Annotated in this window: 16 protein-coding genes and 1 riboswitch; of the genes, 10 read left to right on the forward strand and 6 right to left on the reverse strand. The window is 31.4% G+C overall.

The window, feature by feature from the left end:
- The first annotated feature begins 2 nt into the window (after positions 1–2).
- The 6 genes from rsmA to C1I91_RS02845 all read left to right on the forward strand — a co-directional run bounded on the left by rsmA (position 3) and on the right by C1I91_RS02845 (position 5,456).
- A complete protein-coding gene (gene rsmA, locus C1I91_RS02820) occupies positions 3–857 on the forward strand; it encodes a 16S rRNA (adenine(1518)-N(6)/adenine(1519)-N(6))-dimethyltransferase RsmA (RefSeq protein ID WP_128211137.1) in 855 nt (284 codons plus the stop codon).
- A gap of 211 nt (positions 858–1,068) precedes the next feature.
- On the forward strand, positions 1,069–2,427 hold the full coding sequence (locus C1I91_RS02825; protein ID WP_128211138.1) for a DUF7922 domain-containing protein: 1,359 nt from the start codon (positions 1,069–1,071) through the stop codon (positions 2,425–2,427).
- Between the two features lie 139 nt (positions 2,428–2,566).
- The gene (locus C1I91_RS02830; RefSeq protein WP_128211139.1) at positions 2,567–3,151 is read left to right on the forward strand and encodes a hypothetical protein; all 585 of its coding nucleotides are present in this window, start codon (positions 2,567–2,569) and stop codon (positions 3,149–3,151) included.
- Positions 3,152–3,403: 252 nt separating this feature from the next.
- The gene (locus tag C1I91_RS02835) at positions 3,404–4,237 is read left to right on the forward strand and encodes a YhfM domain-containing protein (RefSeq protein ID WP_128211140.1); all 834 of its coding nucleotides are present in this window, start codon (positions 3,404–3,406) and stop codon (positions 4,235–4,237) included.
- Between the two features lie 18 nt (positions 4,238–4,255).
- Complete coding sequence (locus tag C1I91_RS02840) at positions 4,256–5,098, forward strand: Mrp/NBP35 family ATP-binding protein (protein ID WP_128211141.1); 843 nt, start codon at positions 4,256–4,258, stop codon at positions 5,096–5,098.
- Between the two features lie 169 nt (positions 5,099–5,267).
- A complete protein-coding gene (locus tag C1I91_RS02845; protein ID WP_128211142.1) occupies positions 5,268–5,456 on the forward strand; it encodes a ferredoxin in 189 nt (62 codons plus the stop codon).
- A 227-nt stretch (positions 5,457–5,683) separates the two neighbouring features.
- Here C1I91_RS02845 and C1I91_RS02850 read toward each other — a convergent pair whose 3' ends face one another.
- The 5 genes from C1I91_RS02850 to C1I91_RS02870 form a co-directional block, all read right to left on the reverse strand.
- A complete protein-coding gene (locus C1I91_RS02850; protein WP_128211143.1) occupies positions 5,684–5,974 on the reverse strand; it encodes an MTH1187 family thiamine-binding protein in 291 nt (96 codons plus the stop codon).
- A 12-nt stretch (positions 5,975–5,986) separates the two neighbouring features.
- Positions 5,987–6,691, reverse strand: coding sequence for an energy-coupled thiamine transporter ThiT (gene thiT / locus C1I91_RS02855; RefSeq protein ID WP_238475915.1), 705 nt, complete (start codon positions 6,689–6,691; stop codon positions 5,987–5,989).
- A gap of 78 nt (positions 6,692–6,769) precedes the next feature.
- Positions 6,770–6,872: riboswitch (TPP riboswitch) on the reverse strand.
- Positions 6,873–6,902: 30 nt separating this feature from the next.
- Positions 6,903–7,112 (reverse strand): S1 domain-containing protein, encoded by a 210-nt coding sequence (locus tag C1I91_RS02860; RefSeq protein ID WP_128211144.1) that lies wholly within the window; start codon positions 7,110–7,112, stop codon positions 6,903–6,905.
- Between the two features lie 240 nt (positions 7,113–7,352).
- Positions 7,353–7,805, reverse strand: coding sequence for a PadR family transcriptional regulator (locus C1I91_RS02865; RefSeq protein ID WP_128211145.1), 453 nt, complete (start codon positions 7,803–7,805; stop codon positions 7,353–7,355).
- A 9-nt stretch (positions 7,806–7,814) separates the two neighbouring features.
- Positions 7,815–8,657, reverse strand: a complete 843-nt coding sequence (locus C1I91_RS02870; protein ID WP_128211146.1) for a DegV family protein — start codon at positions 8,655–8,657, stop codon at positions 7,815–7,817.
- 354 nt (positions 8,658–9,011) lie between these two features.
- Between C1I91_RS02870 and C1I91_RS02875 the strand changes: the two genes are divergently transcribed.
- A complete protein-coding gene (locus C1I91_RS02875) occupies positions 9,012–10,118 on the forward strand; it encodes a sensor domain-containing diguanylate cyclase (RefSeq protein WP_128211147.1) in 1,107 nt (368 codons plus the stop codon).
- Between the two features lie 62 nt (positions 10,119–10,180).
- On the opposite strand, the gene C1I91_RS02880 is transcribed toward C1I91_RS02875, so the two are convergent.
- Positions 10,181–11,209: a DUF3048 domain-containing protein gene (locus C1I91_RS02880; protein ID WP_128211148.1), complete on the reverse strand. Its 1,029-nt coding sequence runs from the start codon at positions 11,207–11,209 to the stop codon at positions 10,181–10,183.
- A 357-nt stretch (positions 11,210–11,566) separates the two neighbouring features.
- On the opposite strand from C1I91_RS02880, the gene nrdD reads away from it, so the two are divergent.
- From nrdD to C1I91_RS02895, 3 genes are all read left to right on the forward strand, one after another.
- Positions 11,567–13,687 carry an anaerobic ribonucleoside-triphosphate reductase gene (gene nrdD, locus C1I91_RS02885; protein WP_128211149.1) on the forward strand — a complete coding sequence of 707 codons (2,121 nt, stop codon included), beginning with the start codon at positions 11,567–11,569 and terminating at the stop codon, positions 13,685–13,687.
- Between the two features lie 258 nt (positions 13,688–13,945).
- Complete coding sequence (locus C1I91_RS02890; protein ID WP_128211150.1) at positions 13,946–14,686, forward strand: NADPH-dependent oxidoreductase; 741 nt, start codon at positions 13,946–13,948, stop codon at positions 14,684–14,686.
- Positions 14,687–15,015: 329 nt separating this feature from the next.
- Positions 15,016–15,663 carry an HD domain-containing protein gene (locus C1I91_RS02895; RefSeq protein ID WP_205694275.1) on the forward strand — a complete coding sequence of 216 codons (648 nt, stop codon included), beginning with the start codon at positions 15,016–15,018 and terminating at the stop codon, positions 15,661–15,663.
- The last annotated feature ends 22 nt before the right edge of the window (positions 15,664–15,685 follow it).

Raw genomic sequence — 15,685 nt, forward strand, 5'->3', positions numbered from 1 at the left:
ATATGGATATAAGAGATGTAAAGACACAAGAGTTAGTAAAAAAATATAATTTTAAATTTACTAAAAGCTTGGGACAGAACTTTTTGGTCGATGATTCAGTCTTAGAGGATATAGTAAATGGAGCGGAAGTAACTGAAGAAGATGTGGTCATAGAGATAGGTCCTGGAGTAGGAACACTAACTGCTCAGCTGCTTAAAAAAGCTAAGAAAGTTATAGCTATAGAACTTGATGATGAATTGGTTCCAATATTACAAAATGAACTTGGAGAAAATCCTAATTTTCAATTAATCCATAAGGATGCACTTAAGGTAGATTTTAATGAACTTATTGGAGATGAGAAAAGTGTAAAGCTAGTGGCTAACCTTCCTTATTATGTTACAACCCCTATCATAGTTAGGTTGTTAAATGAAGGGTACAACTTTAAGTCTTTAACTGTAATGATTCAAAAAGAGGTAGCTGAAAGAATAAACTCAGAGCCAAATTGTAAGGAATACGGATCTATTTCAGTTCTTGTTCAATACTATTGTGATACAAATATAATAAGATATGTTTCACCTAATTGCTTTATTCCAAGACCTAAGGTTGAATCTGTAGTTATAAGGTTAGATAGACTTGAGAAACCTAGAGTAGAGCTTAGGAGTGAAAAGTTGTTTTTTGATGTAGTTAGAAGTTCTTTCAATATGAGAAGAAAGACTTTATGGAATGCTGTGAAGAGTATAGGTCTTCCTAAAGAAAATATGGAAAGAGCTTTTGAAAGTAGTGGAATTGACCAAAAGAGAAGAGGAGAAACTTTAAGTATAGAAGAATTTGCTGCGCTTAGTGATGCTATTTATGATGAAAAGGACAAAGTGAAATAGTGCTAGTACATAATACTTTTTTGTTAATTACATAGTATATCTTGTATAACCACCTAGATTCAAGAATATGCTTAAACATAACCGGTGATAATGATGATATGAGTAATAGACTAAGCAAGTAGTATAACTATATATGAATGCTTTTCAATCATATTATAAGACTTTCCACATATAATATAAGGAATAAATATAATGTGGAGGGACTATTAAGTTGTCACACGGAAAATTATATAGGAGTTTTATTATACTTCAAGAAGACGAAAGAGGGCATTCTGTATCATCAGATAAGCCTTTGTCAGGATATGCGAAGATCGAGGCTAAGAATGATAAATGTAAGATAACCTTCTATGCGCAGAACTTAAAGAAAGATAATACCAAGCTGTGTATGATACTTATTTGTTCAAAAAAAGATAATAAGCAATTAATTAATTTAGGTCCGGTGAACATAACTGAACAAGGTAAGGCAGAAACAAGCTTTGAGTATCTAGCAAATGATATCGGCGGTGCTGGAATCCTGTTTGATAAGGTTTCTGGTGCAGCACTTGCTAAAGACCTAGATGGAAAATTGACCTTTGTATTAGGTGGGTTTATGAACGGTGAAACTCCTTCTGATGATTGGAAGTCTTATAAGGTAATTAGTGCAAAGGTAAAGGTTGATGAAAAAGTAGAGGTCAAAGTAGAAGAAAAAGTAGAACATCATGATGAGCATCATCATAAAGATGATCATAAAGATGAGCATAAAAAACTAGATCATGATGAAGAAGAAAAGGTTAAAGTACAGATTAAAGAAGAGATTGAACAAGAAATCGAAAAGAAAATCAACAGAGAAGAACAAAGTAAAGCAGAATCAAAGGATGTTGGTTTAGAGGCAGAGGATTCTGTAAAGGCTGAAGAAAAATCAGTACAACCTAGTGATGAGTCTAAACAGGTAGCAGATGAAGTATCAACTAGGGTAGAGGACAAAGTTGAGAAGACTTCTTCTGAAAGTGATGAGCCTGTGGAAGCTATTCTAGAGAATATAGATGATAGAGAAGAAGACGAACCAAAAGACGACAAATTTGATCAGTATGAGAGATCTATTATTGATTCGAAAGCTAATTTTGAGGATAGTCGCCAGGAGCCAGAAGAACAATATGAAGAACCTGACTTTTCTATTAGGGGAAGCATAGGAGAATTTTTTGAAAATGTTGTTCAGGATTTCGAAGAGATTAAAGGCTTTAGAGACATAAAGTACTGCAAGTGGTACAAAGTTCCCGTTAAAGATTTAGACGTTATGTGCAACATATCAAATTATAATAAGTATACAGTTGTATACTATCCTATGATAAACTATTATCCATATATTAAAAAGTATGGTCATTTTATGATTGGATTCAAATGTGATGATGAGGGAAGAGTTAAGTATTTAGTGTATGCAGTACCAGGAACAAAGGATAAACTGGAGCAACCTTATGGAGGTAAGTCAGGATTTGTAACCTGGATGCCAGATCCTAAAAAGGAAAGGGAATATGGTTATTGGTTAATGTTCTATGATTTTAAGAATTCGATGATAGTTGTGCCAATGAAATAAAATCAAGGTGGTGAGATTGGATAGTCTACTTAAACTAATTAAGTTAAAGCAGGATATCTTTTCACCACCTTTATTTGTAATAAATAGCTTGTACCCTTAATATACTGAAGTATATAACATATATTTTGGGAGGGGTAAGGTGAAAGAGATCATTAATAGAAAACAATTAGGAGTTATGTTAATTCTTATAGCCTTAATGGCAGTGCTATTTATAGCTCAAACCGGGTTTAATGATAGGTTTAGAATTGTATCATTAATGAATAGTAATATAACGGATTTTAAGCAGTATTCTGTAGTTAATGGTAAATATACATTTAAACTACCAAGTGAATGGGAAAGTGAGCAAAAGAGCTATCCTGGAAATTATATAGTCTATGATAATAATTTTAAAAATGATGACTTAGGTATACTAGGCTATGCTCAGGTTATAAACTCAAATGAAAAGTTGGACAAGGTTGTCAGTGATGATAAGAATAGATTGAGTACAGAAAAGATATTAGATTATAAGGTAGTAAGCGATAAGATTAATGGTAATGAATGCAAAAAAGTTAACTATAAAGAGAAGCTCAATAAGGGGAAGCTAGTATATCACAGTACATATTATGTTAGTGAGTCAGATGGAGTACTTTTTAAGGTGGACTTTAGCATAGGCCAAGACCAGTATAAGGAAAGCTTAACTTCTGTATTTGATACTGTGATTGAAAGTTTTAAAAGCAACAAATAGTTAATACCATAAAGGTTGATAATTTTAAAAGGTTGAGTTTAGAACTCTTTAGTATTATAATTTAAATAAACAAAATAGGAGAAGCATAAAGCTTCTCCTTTAAATATTGTTTTTAGTTTGAGAATTAACTGATAGATGTATGGAATACTTAGAATTTTATGTAGCATAAGATTATTTCTTGACTTTAGAATAATCTTAAATTATGAGTTAATTACGAAGTAGTACATCTGTATAAGGGGAGATTGGTACATAGTGAATAGTAAAAAGTATATTATTTTATCATTGATATCCGTTTTAGTATCGTTAATACTTGTATCCTGTAGTATAACCGATGCCATACAAAGCAAGCTTGGTAATAAAAACAAAGACTTTGAATATATAAAACAAAATAAGGTTGATAAGATAGTAATTCAGAGCACTAGAGATACTGGATTTAGGTTTGTAGTAACCGATAAGAGTACCATATCTGAGATATATGATTTATTGTCATCAGCCAAGGCTGTGTCAGAAAAGTCTAGTCTTGACCCTGATTATATTTTTGAAATGCAAATGGGTAAAGATATAAAGAAATTTAACTATGTTGTAGGTATATATGATAAAAAGACCGGTAATTTCTATGATGATAAATCCACATATGTAGTACCTAAAAGATTAGATAATGATATAATACAAAATCTTTCTTTTATTAGAAAGCCAAGAGAGTTTGAACACGTATATTATCAATCTATCATTGACGTAATGAAAAAAGATAAAGATAAACTAATTCAAGATGGTGGAAATATAGGTGTAGATATCTCTGAAGATAGAGATTGTGCACAGTATATACTATCTACTGACTTAGAACAGTTCAAAAGGGATATAAAAGCAGTTGTTCCTAAAGGGGAGTTAGTAACTAAAGATACTGACAAGTACGATACTTTAATAAGTGTTAAGAATCAAGGATACAAGACCACGACTTTTAAGACAATAGTTACTATAACTAGTAAGAAGGATAATTCTCAAACTAACTATTATGTAGATGCAAAATATGATGATTTTAATGCATGGCAGATAAGCGTATTAGATAAAAAACCAGATAGCTGGTAAAAATAGGAGGAACTAAAAGTGGGAAGTTGTTCAACATGTGCAAGCAAAGATAAGTGCTCAAGTGCTAAGAGTGGTACTAATGTATGCGTGAAGGTCATGCCTAAGTATGGAAATATAAAAAACATAGTAGGCATTATAAGTGGTAAAGGTGGAGTAGGTAAATCTACTGTTACTGGTATAATAGCGACTCATTTAAGAAAAAAGGGATATAAAGTTGGTGTATTGGATGCAGATATAACTGGACCATCAATGCCAAGATTTTTTGGAATCAATGAAAAGAGAGCTCAAATGATTCCTATAGATGATAAGAATAACTTTAAGTTCATTCCAGTTGAAACTGAAATGGGAATAAAGGTTATTTCAATGAACCTACTTACAGCAGAGGAGGCTCAGCCTGTAATATGGAGAGGCCCTGTAGTAACTGGAGTTCTAAATCAGATGTATACAGATACTGTATGGGATGAATTAGATTATTTACTAATTGATATGCCTCCAGGCACAGGTGATATAGCTTTAACTGTAATGCAAAGTTTCCCAATAGATGAGATAGTTGTAGTTTCTACACCTCAAGACATGGTTTCTATGATCGTAAAAAAGGTTGTAATAATGGCAGAGAAGGTTGGAGTTCCTATAAGAGGTGTTGTAGAGAATATGGCCTACATAGAGTGTGATGGCTGCGGTACTAAGATGAGAGTGTTCTCTAAAAAGTCAGCTGAAGAACATGCAGATTATTTAGGTTTACCACTAATATGTGAGTTACCAATTAATGTAGACTTAACTGAAGCCTTAGAAGAAGGAAAAGCTGAAAGTTATGTTGCGGAAAATGCACTTTATGATATGATGTTTTCATCATTATATTAGTATATAGATTGATTATCTGTTAGTTATAATCCAACTTAAGAGGTAAAGCTATATTTGTCTATAGGCTGATGTTATTTAAAATTTCACATATAGATAGTGTGAATATACATAATATGAAAACTTTAGTAAATAATATAGGTGTTAATTATTTTTTAAGGGAGGAATTTTTATGACTGCTAATGTAGATAAGGATACTTGTATAGGATGTGGATTATGCCCATCTATTTGTCCAGAAGTTTTTGATATGGAGGATGATGGAAAGGCAGCAGCAGTGAACCCAGAGGTTCCAGAGGATGTTGAGGATTCAGCTAAGGAAGCAGAAGAGGGATGTCCAGTTAACGCAATATCAGTAGAATAGTAATGATATTGATAGGGGCTGCTACATAAGGCATAGAAGCCCTTTTAAAAATAGAGGCCATGCAATAAAAAGGTAAATTAATCTCCTTTTATGCATGGCTTTTATTCATAATAATTTATAAATATACTTTAAAAGTAATATTATTTTTAACCAATTTAATTTTCTAATTCTTCTATCAGAAGCCAGAGGAGTTTTAAAAATACTTTTTGGAATGAAGGCGTACATCCCTATCTATGATTTTTTAGTTTTTCATCAATAGATATTCCGCCAGCTTTTTCATCAAGTCTAACTACTGTTATAACTCTTTCTATTCCAAGTTCAAAAGGAATCCTATGAGCTCTTTTTACCACTTCCATAACTTCGTCAAAGTCGCCTTCTAAAGTGGTACTCATGGCACCTACTTCATATTTTAAGCCGGTGTTCTCTATATATTCAATAACCTTATCAACTACTTTATACATCTCATCTTCCGTAACACATGGAATAAGTGGCATTACGGCTATATCTGCTATCACCATCTAATACACCTCTTAATAAGAGCTTAAAGAAGCTTGCTTAATAAATCTTTCTACAGGTAAGAAGTAAAGTATCACAACGCATATGACTGCTTCTGCACCCATTAATAATCCATTTACAGTTAACGAATATATCCATACCGATGTACCAGCTGGAGCATATGAACCAAAGAATGCTACTCCGGATATAAAGTGGCATATAAATCTTCCAAATATAGCTACGATACAAGCTAATAGTTTTGTATTTCTTCCTAGAATGTTGCTATTCTTGAAAAATCCTGATATACCAAGAGCTGTGAAAGCCAATGGGTAATCAAATAATAGTTGTATTGGATGAACTACATAAGGATCAGTAAGTAGATTTATTAAACTATATAAGAAGCCTGTTAATAGTCCTACTGAAGGACCGTATATCAATCCTATAAGTATTATTGGAATCATACTACCTGGAGTTATGCTACCACCCTGAGGAAAATGGTAAAGTTTGAGCGCTTGAAGTATAGTTGCTAGGGCTAAGGCTAAAGCTATTCTTGCTATAAGCTTAGCATCAAATTTGATCTTTTTAGAAGCAACAAAAACACCGATAAGCACTGCACAGCCTAATATAGCTATAACATAAGTAGGATTTGTAAAGATGTCAACGATATTTTTTGGTAAGCTACCAAACTTGGACATTGCTTCCCAAAAGTCTCCGAACAATTGTTTAAAATAATTAATCATAAAAAGAACCCCCTTTTAGTGTATGAGGAGTGGAAAGCGAGAGCAAAAAAACCGCATTCCAGAAGGAATACGGTTGATATAATATCAATAACGCTTTCCTACGCTGGTATTATCCAGATCAGGTATGAGGGTTAATGATAAGAATCATCTCTCAGCCTTAAAGGCACCCCTAGCCACACTATTTTAATTTACCACAATTATACTCCAGATTTTAGAAAAAATCAATCAGTTTGTCACTAGTGGCTTTATCGTGTGAGAAGGAGCTGTTATCTATTGAATTTCTTATACTTATAGGTACATCGATGGTATCTCCAACTTTAACATTTTGAGATAGTCTTGATACAGACAAATCTATTGTTGTACCATCTTCGAGAGATATAAAAGCATCAGTTTTGTTCATATCTAAAACTTTTCCTTTCAAGTTATCACCTCTTAAAATATGATTTATATAGTATTCTTTACTTTGATATAAGATTTATACTTGAAATCATATACTTCTTTTTTTCTTGGAAGGAATAAAATTTTAATGATTATAAAAAGACAGGTAGTTTAATCATTATAATCTTGATTTTTCACTTATAGATAGTATGTTAGAATCTTTTAAAAAGAAAAATAAAGTAAGGCTATATCTTATAACCTTACTTTATATAATAATTATGCTTTAATAGAGGTCAGTATAGATGATTTTGAAGACTTCTAAGGCTTCTTCTATCTTAACCTTAAGGAGAGTTTTTCTATCCTCAAATTCTTTGAATCCATTCTCTGTTAGAGTATAGATTTTCATAAACTTCTTTTTAGGATCATCCCACTCGCCTGATATAAGACCATCTTTTTCAAACTTTTTTAACAAAGGATATATTCCACCAGTACTAGGAATCCATAAACCGTTGGTTCTTTCACCTATTTTATGAGCTATATCATTTCCATTTGTAGGACCTAAGCTTAATATATAAAGAACATATATTGGAAGAAGACCTTTCGTAAGTACTTGACCTACAGCTTCTTTTTCTTTTTGAACCTTTTTTAATTCATTAATTTTTTGCTTATATTCATTATATAATCTTCTCTCTTCAGCTTTTATATCCTCTAAGCTATTGAAATTAAACTCATCCACAATAAAACACTATTCCCTTTGAACTGCAAGTCCTAGTAGTCCTGGACCTGTGTGGACTCCTAGAGCAGGGCCTATTGTAGCTATATCTATAAAACTGATATTAGCCCAATCTTTTACTTCAGCAAATAAGGCTTTTGCTTCTTCCAAAGCACCACCTTGTAGAACCCAGATCTTACACTTAGATACACTCAAATGTTCGTTTAATATATCCTTAAGTTTACTAATAGCTTGTTTTCTACCTCTTGCCTTAGAATGAGTATAGTAAATACCATCATCATTTACAGAAATAACTGGTTTTATATTTAACATTTCACCTATTGTTCCAGAAACTTTTCCTATTCTACCACCCTTTTTTAAGTACTCCAATGTGTTTAGAGTAAAGTAGCCATAAGTTTTTTCTCTTAATTTAGGCAATACTTCTATTATCTCCTCAAAGCTCTTGCCTTCTTCTAACATTTGGATTGCATTTAGCACTAAGACTCCTTGAGGCATACTTAAGATTCTAGTATCAAAAATATGTGTGTGTAGGTTAGGATGATTTTCTGCAATGATTCTTAAGCTATTTGATGTTCCTGAAAGACCAGAAGATATAGTTATTGCTATAGCATGTGTATATCCTTCTGATTCTATCTTGTTTAGAATATCATCCATATATTTTCCATCAGGAAGTGAAGTTTTAGGTATTTCATTTTCAAGTGATGAATATAGGTCTTCAGGACTTATTTCAATTCTATCTAAATAATCTTTATCCTTATATATAATTCTTAATGGCAAAAAGAAAATACCATATTTTTTTAATGTTTCATTTTCTAAATCACAACCGCTATCGGTGATTAAAGCTATTTTTTGCAAGTTTTATTCCTCCTCATATTCATAAATATACTATTTATAGTAAAGTTAATGTTTTCTGTTAAGCTGTATATTGCTATCATAAGCTCATAAGTTATTAATTAAGCCTTTAAGTTAAAAGACTTTGTTATGATTAAATTATATCACAAGTGATAACTATATCAATAGTGATATAGTTGTTTAAAATAATTAAGTATTTTAAAATTTATTACAATATATTTTAAAAATATAGTAAATAAATTACTATTATATTTAATTATATTAGAAAATTAATTATAATAGTTATATATGTAACATAAATAAACAACAGTAGAACAATATTTATAGCATTTTCGTAAATATTATGAGGTGAAGTTCTTGAAGAAGGATTTTTTTATAATTATATTATTTTCGTTTCTAATACTTTTCATAATAATTCTTCTTATAAAGAATTATAAGTTAAAGAATAATCTTATGGAAACAGAGGAAATAAAAAAAGAAATTTATAATATGGGAAAAAAGATAAGCAATATTAGCAGCAAAAAGCTAGTTTATGAGGTAATGCTCCAATCAGCTATGACGGTAATTGATAAGGCAGACAGAGGTAGTGTGTTAGTACTTGAGGATGATGAGTATTTTCAGTATAAGGCTGTAAAGGGGTATTCGAAAGAGCTACTTAATATGAAGTTGAAAAAAGAAGATGTGTATTTGTATAGACTTAATAAATTTGGAGATATACATGTACTCAACTTAAAAGCGGATAATAACAAAAGTTTGTTTGATGATGAAGTATCACGTAGAATAGATGATATGGGAGATTATAATAGGATCAACAGTGCCCTATTTTCTCCAATTTATGTGGATGATAAAGTTATAGCAGTGATCAATCTTGATATTACTAGAACAAATACAAGCTTTAACAAGGAAGATATAGTAAAAATGAGGTATATTAATCATGAGTTAGAACTGGCTCTTAAGAACTTTTTATCTCACCAAAAGCTTAGGTATATTGCTACTCATGATGAGCTTACAGACCTTTATAACAGAAGAAGCTTTAAGGATAACTTTAGCAAGGAATTGATAAAAATTAATCGTGAAAAACATATATCTCAAGTAGCTCTTATAGACTTGGACGATTTTAAGCTTATCAATGACAACTATGGGCATAATGAAGGTGATAAAGCTCTTACTATAATGTCACAGGCTTTAAAGTTCAATTTAGATAGAAATCATTTATATGCAAGAATGTCAGGAGATGAATTCGTCATTGTATTTAAAAACTGTTCTGAAAAAGAGGCGAGAAATAAGATTTTGAATATAAAAAAGTATTTACATATAAATTGTGATGAAAGGAATCTTATAGATTTTAGTTATGGTCTGGCAGAGGTAGATGGAGAAAGTAAATTAAGTATGGATGAAATACTTTCAATAGCAGATAGAAACATGTATATAAATAAAAAAGAAAAAAAGATTCTAACTTCCTAGATAGTAAAAAAAGGTTCACTGAAGATATTGCTTTTAGTGAACCTTATGTTTTTAGTAACTCATTAGTTGTATTTTGAGGTAACAGAATTATCGATTATGTGCCATATAGTGGTTCCCTTAGAAAAACAGACTTTATTGCCATCTTCAGTGAATAGCTCTGTCTGCTCATTTTCGGAATTTCTTTGCCAGGTTACTCTCTTTACCTTACCTGAGGAAAATACAAATCCAGTGCCTTTACCTATCAAATTTATATCTAAGTGAGTATTATCGGATTGTAACTTTATGTCGGTGTTTTGTATAACTACGTTTGAAAAAGTAACCGGAAGATTGTTGTTTTTATCTATTACCTTAACACCATCCATATATTTTTCATACCTTCCATTTACATACTTATAGCTAGTTGAATAGCTCTTATTTACGCCAAGCTCAATTGTTGTAGCCTTGTCCATGTTTTCGCGTTCCCAAAACTTGTTATCAAAGTTAAAGTTACATTTAAGGTCTGTTTTTATATTTTTTGTACTAATATATTTGCGTATTTGATTTGCGGTAGTGTACAGATTGTGAGGTGCTTTTCGTGAATTATCTCTATAAAAATATTCACCATTGGATATCTCATTTATATTATTTATTGAGGAAGTGCTTTTAATTATTGATAACGCTTCCTCACTACCACCACAATGTGCAAATGGAACATTAAATTCTTTAGCGATAGATATAAAGTAGGGTCGGACACTTCTTATAGGACCAATTTGCTTAGGGCTGTTTTTGTGAAATAATGCTATAAATCTAGGTATTCCACCTTCTGCCATAGTTTCAAAAACAAGATCAGCCTCACTTAAACCGCTTTGAGGTCTAGCATCCTTTGAGTTTTCTATTATTGCCATGAAAGCGGTATTATTTTTCTCATCTTCAGTTAAATTTTCTTCTGTGTAGCAGCAAGCGTCATCTTTGTTATCAGTACTGTCGTTTAAATCGATTAGTGGAGGTTCTTCTCTTTTGAATGGTTTTATTGATGTCTTTCTCTCGTTTGAAGTACATCCAAACAAAGAAATACACATTGCTAGAATTATAAAATAGGCGATTTTTTTCATAAAATCATCTCCCAGTTATTTAATATATTCTGGAGAAATAAAACTTCATTAGTTGGTATGCATGTCCAAATTAAATAAAAATTTTATTTTCTACAGTTATATTAAAATATATGCCGACAATGTATTAATATAATTAAGATTTGAACGAAAATCATAATTAGTATAATTAATTTGCCAGTATTTTCTTAAATATTACTAATGTCAACAATAGAAATACTGTAAAAAAGTTTAAAAATAGAAGATATAATGACATATACTTTGCTATTATTTAAAAAAAGTTCAATTTGAAATTGCCTATAAGTTTTTAGTGAAGTATAATAAGTCAGTACAATATATAGTGCAATGGGGGTCGTCGGTATGCTAGATGTTGTGAAACGTGATGGTAGAAGGGTTAGCTTTAATGCTGAGAAAATTGGGAAGGCAATAAAGGGTGCCGCAGAAGAAATTGGTCAAAGTTTGAAGGAAAGTCAAGTAATTGATACTATACAAAAAGTTATCAATTATATTGAAATGTCTGAGAAATCAAATGTTACAGTAGAAGAAATTCAAAACTTAGTTGAAAAAGCTTTAAGTGATAATGGGTTTAAAAACATAGCTCAAGCATACTCAACTTACAGAAACGAAAGAACAAAGGTCAGAGAGATAAAATCGGACTTAATGAAAGCTATAGGTAAAATTGGAATTGAAACTGATAGAGATAATGCAAATGTAGGAAATAACTTCTCTTCAAAACTACTTAGAATAGCTTCAGAATCAAATAAGTGGCATAATCTTGCTTCAATGCCAAAACACTTGGCTAAAGCTCATGAAAATGGTGATGTATACTATCATGATTTAGATAGCTATAACTTAACTACTAACTGCTTACATATACCAACTAAAGAGATGTTAGAGAATGGATTTAATACTGGTTATGGAACAATAAATAAACCAAGAAGAATTGAAACAGCAGCAGAGCTTTCTTGTATATTGCTTCAGTCAACTCAAAATGATATGTTTGGAGGACAATCTCATCCAGACTTTGACAATGATATGTCAATATTTATTGAACCAACAAGAAGCGAGATAAGGGAAGAGCTTTCAAGCTATGGAATAGAAGGTGAAGCTCTAGATAAGTTAGTTGAGACTAAGCTTAGAAAAAGTGTTCATCAGGCTATGCAGGGGGTTGTTTACAATTTAAATACAATGCATTCCCGTGCAGGTTCTCAAGTACCATTTTCATCGATTAATTTAGGAATACCAAACAACGAAGATGCTGCATTAGTATGCGAAGTATTCTTATTAGAATATGAGAAGGGACTTGGAAAAGGAGAACAGCCAATATTCCCTAACATAATTTTTAGAGTTAAGGAAGGGGTAAATAGAGAAAAGGAAGATCCATATTTCTATTTATTCGAATTAGCATGTAGAGTTGCTGCAAAGAGAATGAATCCTACATTTATGAATATAGATGCAGATTTTAATAAAGAGTATTATGATAAGGGATATATGCCTGCAACTATGGGATGTAGAACTTATCTCATGAACAACATAAATGGTGATCATGGTTGTAAGGGAAGAGGAAACATAGCACCTACAACAATTAATCTGCCAAGAATAGGACTTCAAGCTAAAGGAAATGTAGATAAGTTTTTTGATATACTTCAAAGTAGATTAGAACTTGCAAAAGAATCTTTAATGCACAGATATTCGGTACTTAAGAATTTGAAAGTTAAAGATTTACCTTTCGTAGCTGGCCAAGGACTTATGAAGGGCGCAGAAGGATTGAGTCCTGATGATAATATTGAGCCTATACTAAAACAAGGTACTTGGGTTATAGGGTTCATAGGCCTTGCAGAAACCTTGATCGCACTAGTTGGAAAGCATCATGCTGAGGATGATGCTACAAGAGAACTAGGAATTAGAGTTATATCTTATATACGAGAATACACAGATAAGCTTAAAGAGGAAACTCATTTAAATTGGAGTTGTTATGCGACTCCAGCAGAAGGCTTAAGTGGTAAGTTCATAAAACAAGATCAAAAGATATTTGGCATAGTAAAAGGTGTTACTGATAAGGACTACTATACAAACAGTTATCATGTTCCTGTAGGATATCCAATTTCTATAATTGATAAAATAAAGATAGAAGCGCCATATCATAAGATTTGTAATGGTGGTCATATATCCTACCTTGAGGTGGATGGAACTCCTGATGCAGAAACAATAATGAATATTCTTAATTATGCTTATAAAAACACTAATATAAGCTACTTAGGAATAAACTTCCACATAAGATACTGCAAAAACTGTGGAACTTATTTAAATAATGGTGAATCAAAATGTACTTGTTGTGGAAGCCATGATATTCAAGGTGTTTCAAGAGTAACAGGGTACCTAAGTCTTGATGAAAGATTTGGTCCAGGTAAGTACGAAGAAAGAGAAGACAGAGTAACGCATACAGAAAATCATAAGCATAGCTATCATATTGAAAAATAATAAGTTGAGAAAATAAGAGGTGAAGGTTATTCATCTCTTATTTTTATTATTATTTAGAAATCAGCTATGAAAACTAATGCTATTTGAAAAGTTTAATATAAAGGTAATGTCTTTTGTTTAGGAAGTGTATTTGTGATTTTTTTGAATATTTTTTATTATAATCGTGAAAATTATAAATAATATAATTTAAGTTGTTTACAATTTAATTGTGTTGATATATAATATCATTAAATAATAATTATCAATAGAGGTGCTAATATGAATGAAACTATAAATATAATAAAACAACATAGATCCATAAGACAGTATTTAGATAAGGACATTTCGGAAGAACTAGTTGATGAGATTTTAAAATCAGCTCAAGCCATGCCTAACTCAATAAATGGACAACAAACATCAGTTATAGTTGTTAGAGACAAAGAAAAAAAGAAAAAGCTTTCTGAAGTTACAGGAAATCAAGTATATGTAGATAAAGCCCCTGTATTCTTAGTTTTTGTAATGGACTTTTATAAAACAAATATAGGTGCTGAAAAGTATGATAGAAAGCAGATCATACATGAAAGTGTTGAAGGAACTGCAGCAGGAGTATTTGATGCTGGAATAGCTATGGGAGCTGCAATAATAGCTGCAGAGTCCTTAGGCTTATCTGTAGTGCCTATAGGTGGAATAAGAAGAAGTCCAGAGGAAGTTATTGAGATATTAGAGCTTCCTGAATTTACTTATCCAGTTTGTGGATTAGTTTTAGGATATGCTGAGAATAATTCAAAGCAAAAACCAAGGTTGCCTTTTGAAACTTTCAAGCATGTAGATAAATATCATAAGGAAACTTTAAAGGCTGATATAGATAGCTATGATGAATACATGGAAAAGTATTTGAAAGAGATTGGAAGAGAACAAGAAGGTAACTGGAGTAACTTGACTTCATCATTATATCAAACAGTTTATTATCCTAAAGTAAAAGAAACTATGGAGAAGCAAGGCTTTAAGAATGATAAATAGTAGATATATTATTAATGTAGTATAATAATTAAAAATAATTAATAAAGGTATAAAGTATAAGTGGTTATAGAATTTTTATAGCAACTTATACTTTTTTTACTGTACAATAATCCCCTATGATGTAAAAAGTCATCACAAAAGTATGATGTAAAAAGTCATCACAAAAGTATAATGAAAAAGAGGTCGTTTTTTTCGCAGGAAAATACAAGATTTTTTTAGCACTTTAACAAGTGGATGTGATTTAATTATTTCTATGTATTATAATTTAATGTGTATAGTTATATTGGATAATTATATTTAAAGAGTAGCTAAGGATACGGAGGATAAGTATGAGAGATATAATAATAAAGACTGCTGATATGCTTAAGGAAAGATTTGAAGGTGAGGGAAGTGGTCACGATTGGTGGCATATATATAGAGTGTGGCAAAATGCTAAAAATATAGCCGAGTATGAGAAATGTGATAAAGAAATAGTTGAATTAGCGGCATTATTGCATGATATAGCTGACTGGAAGTTTAATGACGGCGATGAGAAGGCAGGTAGTAGAGTTGCTAGACAATGGCTAAGGGAACAAGATGCTGAAGAGGAAGTTATAGTGAGAGTTTGCGAAATAATCGATAATGTGACCTTTAAAGGGGCTAAGGTTACTAACAATATGCAATCTATTGAAGGAATGATTGTTCAGGATGCAGATAGATTAGATGCTATAGGAGCTGTTGGAATAGGAAGAGCTTTTGCTTATGGTGGATTTAAAGGTAGAGAAATGTATAACCCAAAGGTAGCGCATCAGCTTCATGATAGCTTTGAAGCTTATAAGAATAGTGAAAGTAATACAATAAACCATTTCTATGAAAAGCTGCTATTTCTAAAAGACATGATGAATACTAAAAGAGGAAGAGAATTAGCAGAGGGGAGACATGAATTTATGGAGCAGTTTTTAGAAAGGTTTTATAAAGAATGGGATGGAGAAATCTAAATACTATTGTTTAATATAATTG

This window comes from Clostridium manihotivorum, assembly GCF_004015185.1.
Lineage (GTDB): Bacteria > Bacillota > Clostridia > Clostridiales > Clostridiaceae > Clostridium_AR > Clostridium_AR manihotivorum.

Excerpts from the sequence above, each read along its gene's own strand:
- rsmA (WP_128211137.1), top strand. The coding sequence starts at position 3 with ATGGATATAAGAGATGTAAAGACACAAGAGTTAGTAAAAAAATATAAT.
- C1I91_RS02845 (WP_128211142.1), top strand. The coding sequence starts at position 5,268 with ATGACTGCTAATGTAGATAAGGATACTTGTATAGGATGTGGATTATGC.
- nrdD (WP_128211149.1), top strand. The coding sequence starts at position 11,567 with ATGCTAGATGTTGTGAAACGTGATGGTAGAAGGGTTAGCTTTAATGCT.
- C1I91_RS02880 (WP_128211148.1), bottom strand. The coding sequence starts at position 11,209 with ATGAAAAAAATCGCCTATTTTATAATTCTAGCAATGTGTATTTCTTTG.
- thiT (WP_238475915.1), bottom strand. The coding sequence starts at position 6,691 with ATGATTAATTATTTTAAACAATTGTTCGGAGACTTTTGGGAAGCAATG.
- C1I91_RS02890 (WP_128211150.1), top strand. The coding sequence starts at position 13,946 with ATGAATGAAACTATAAATATAATAAAACAACATAGATCCATAAGACAG.
- C1I91_RS02895 (WP_205694275.1), top strand. The coding sequence starts at position 15,016 with ATGAGAGATATAATAATAAAGACTGCTGATATGCTTAAGGAAAGATTT.
- C1I91_RS02850 (WP_128211143.1), bottom strand. The coding sequence starts at position 5,974 with ATGGTGATAGCAGATATAGCCGTAATGCCACTTATTCCATGTGTTACG.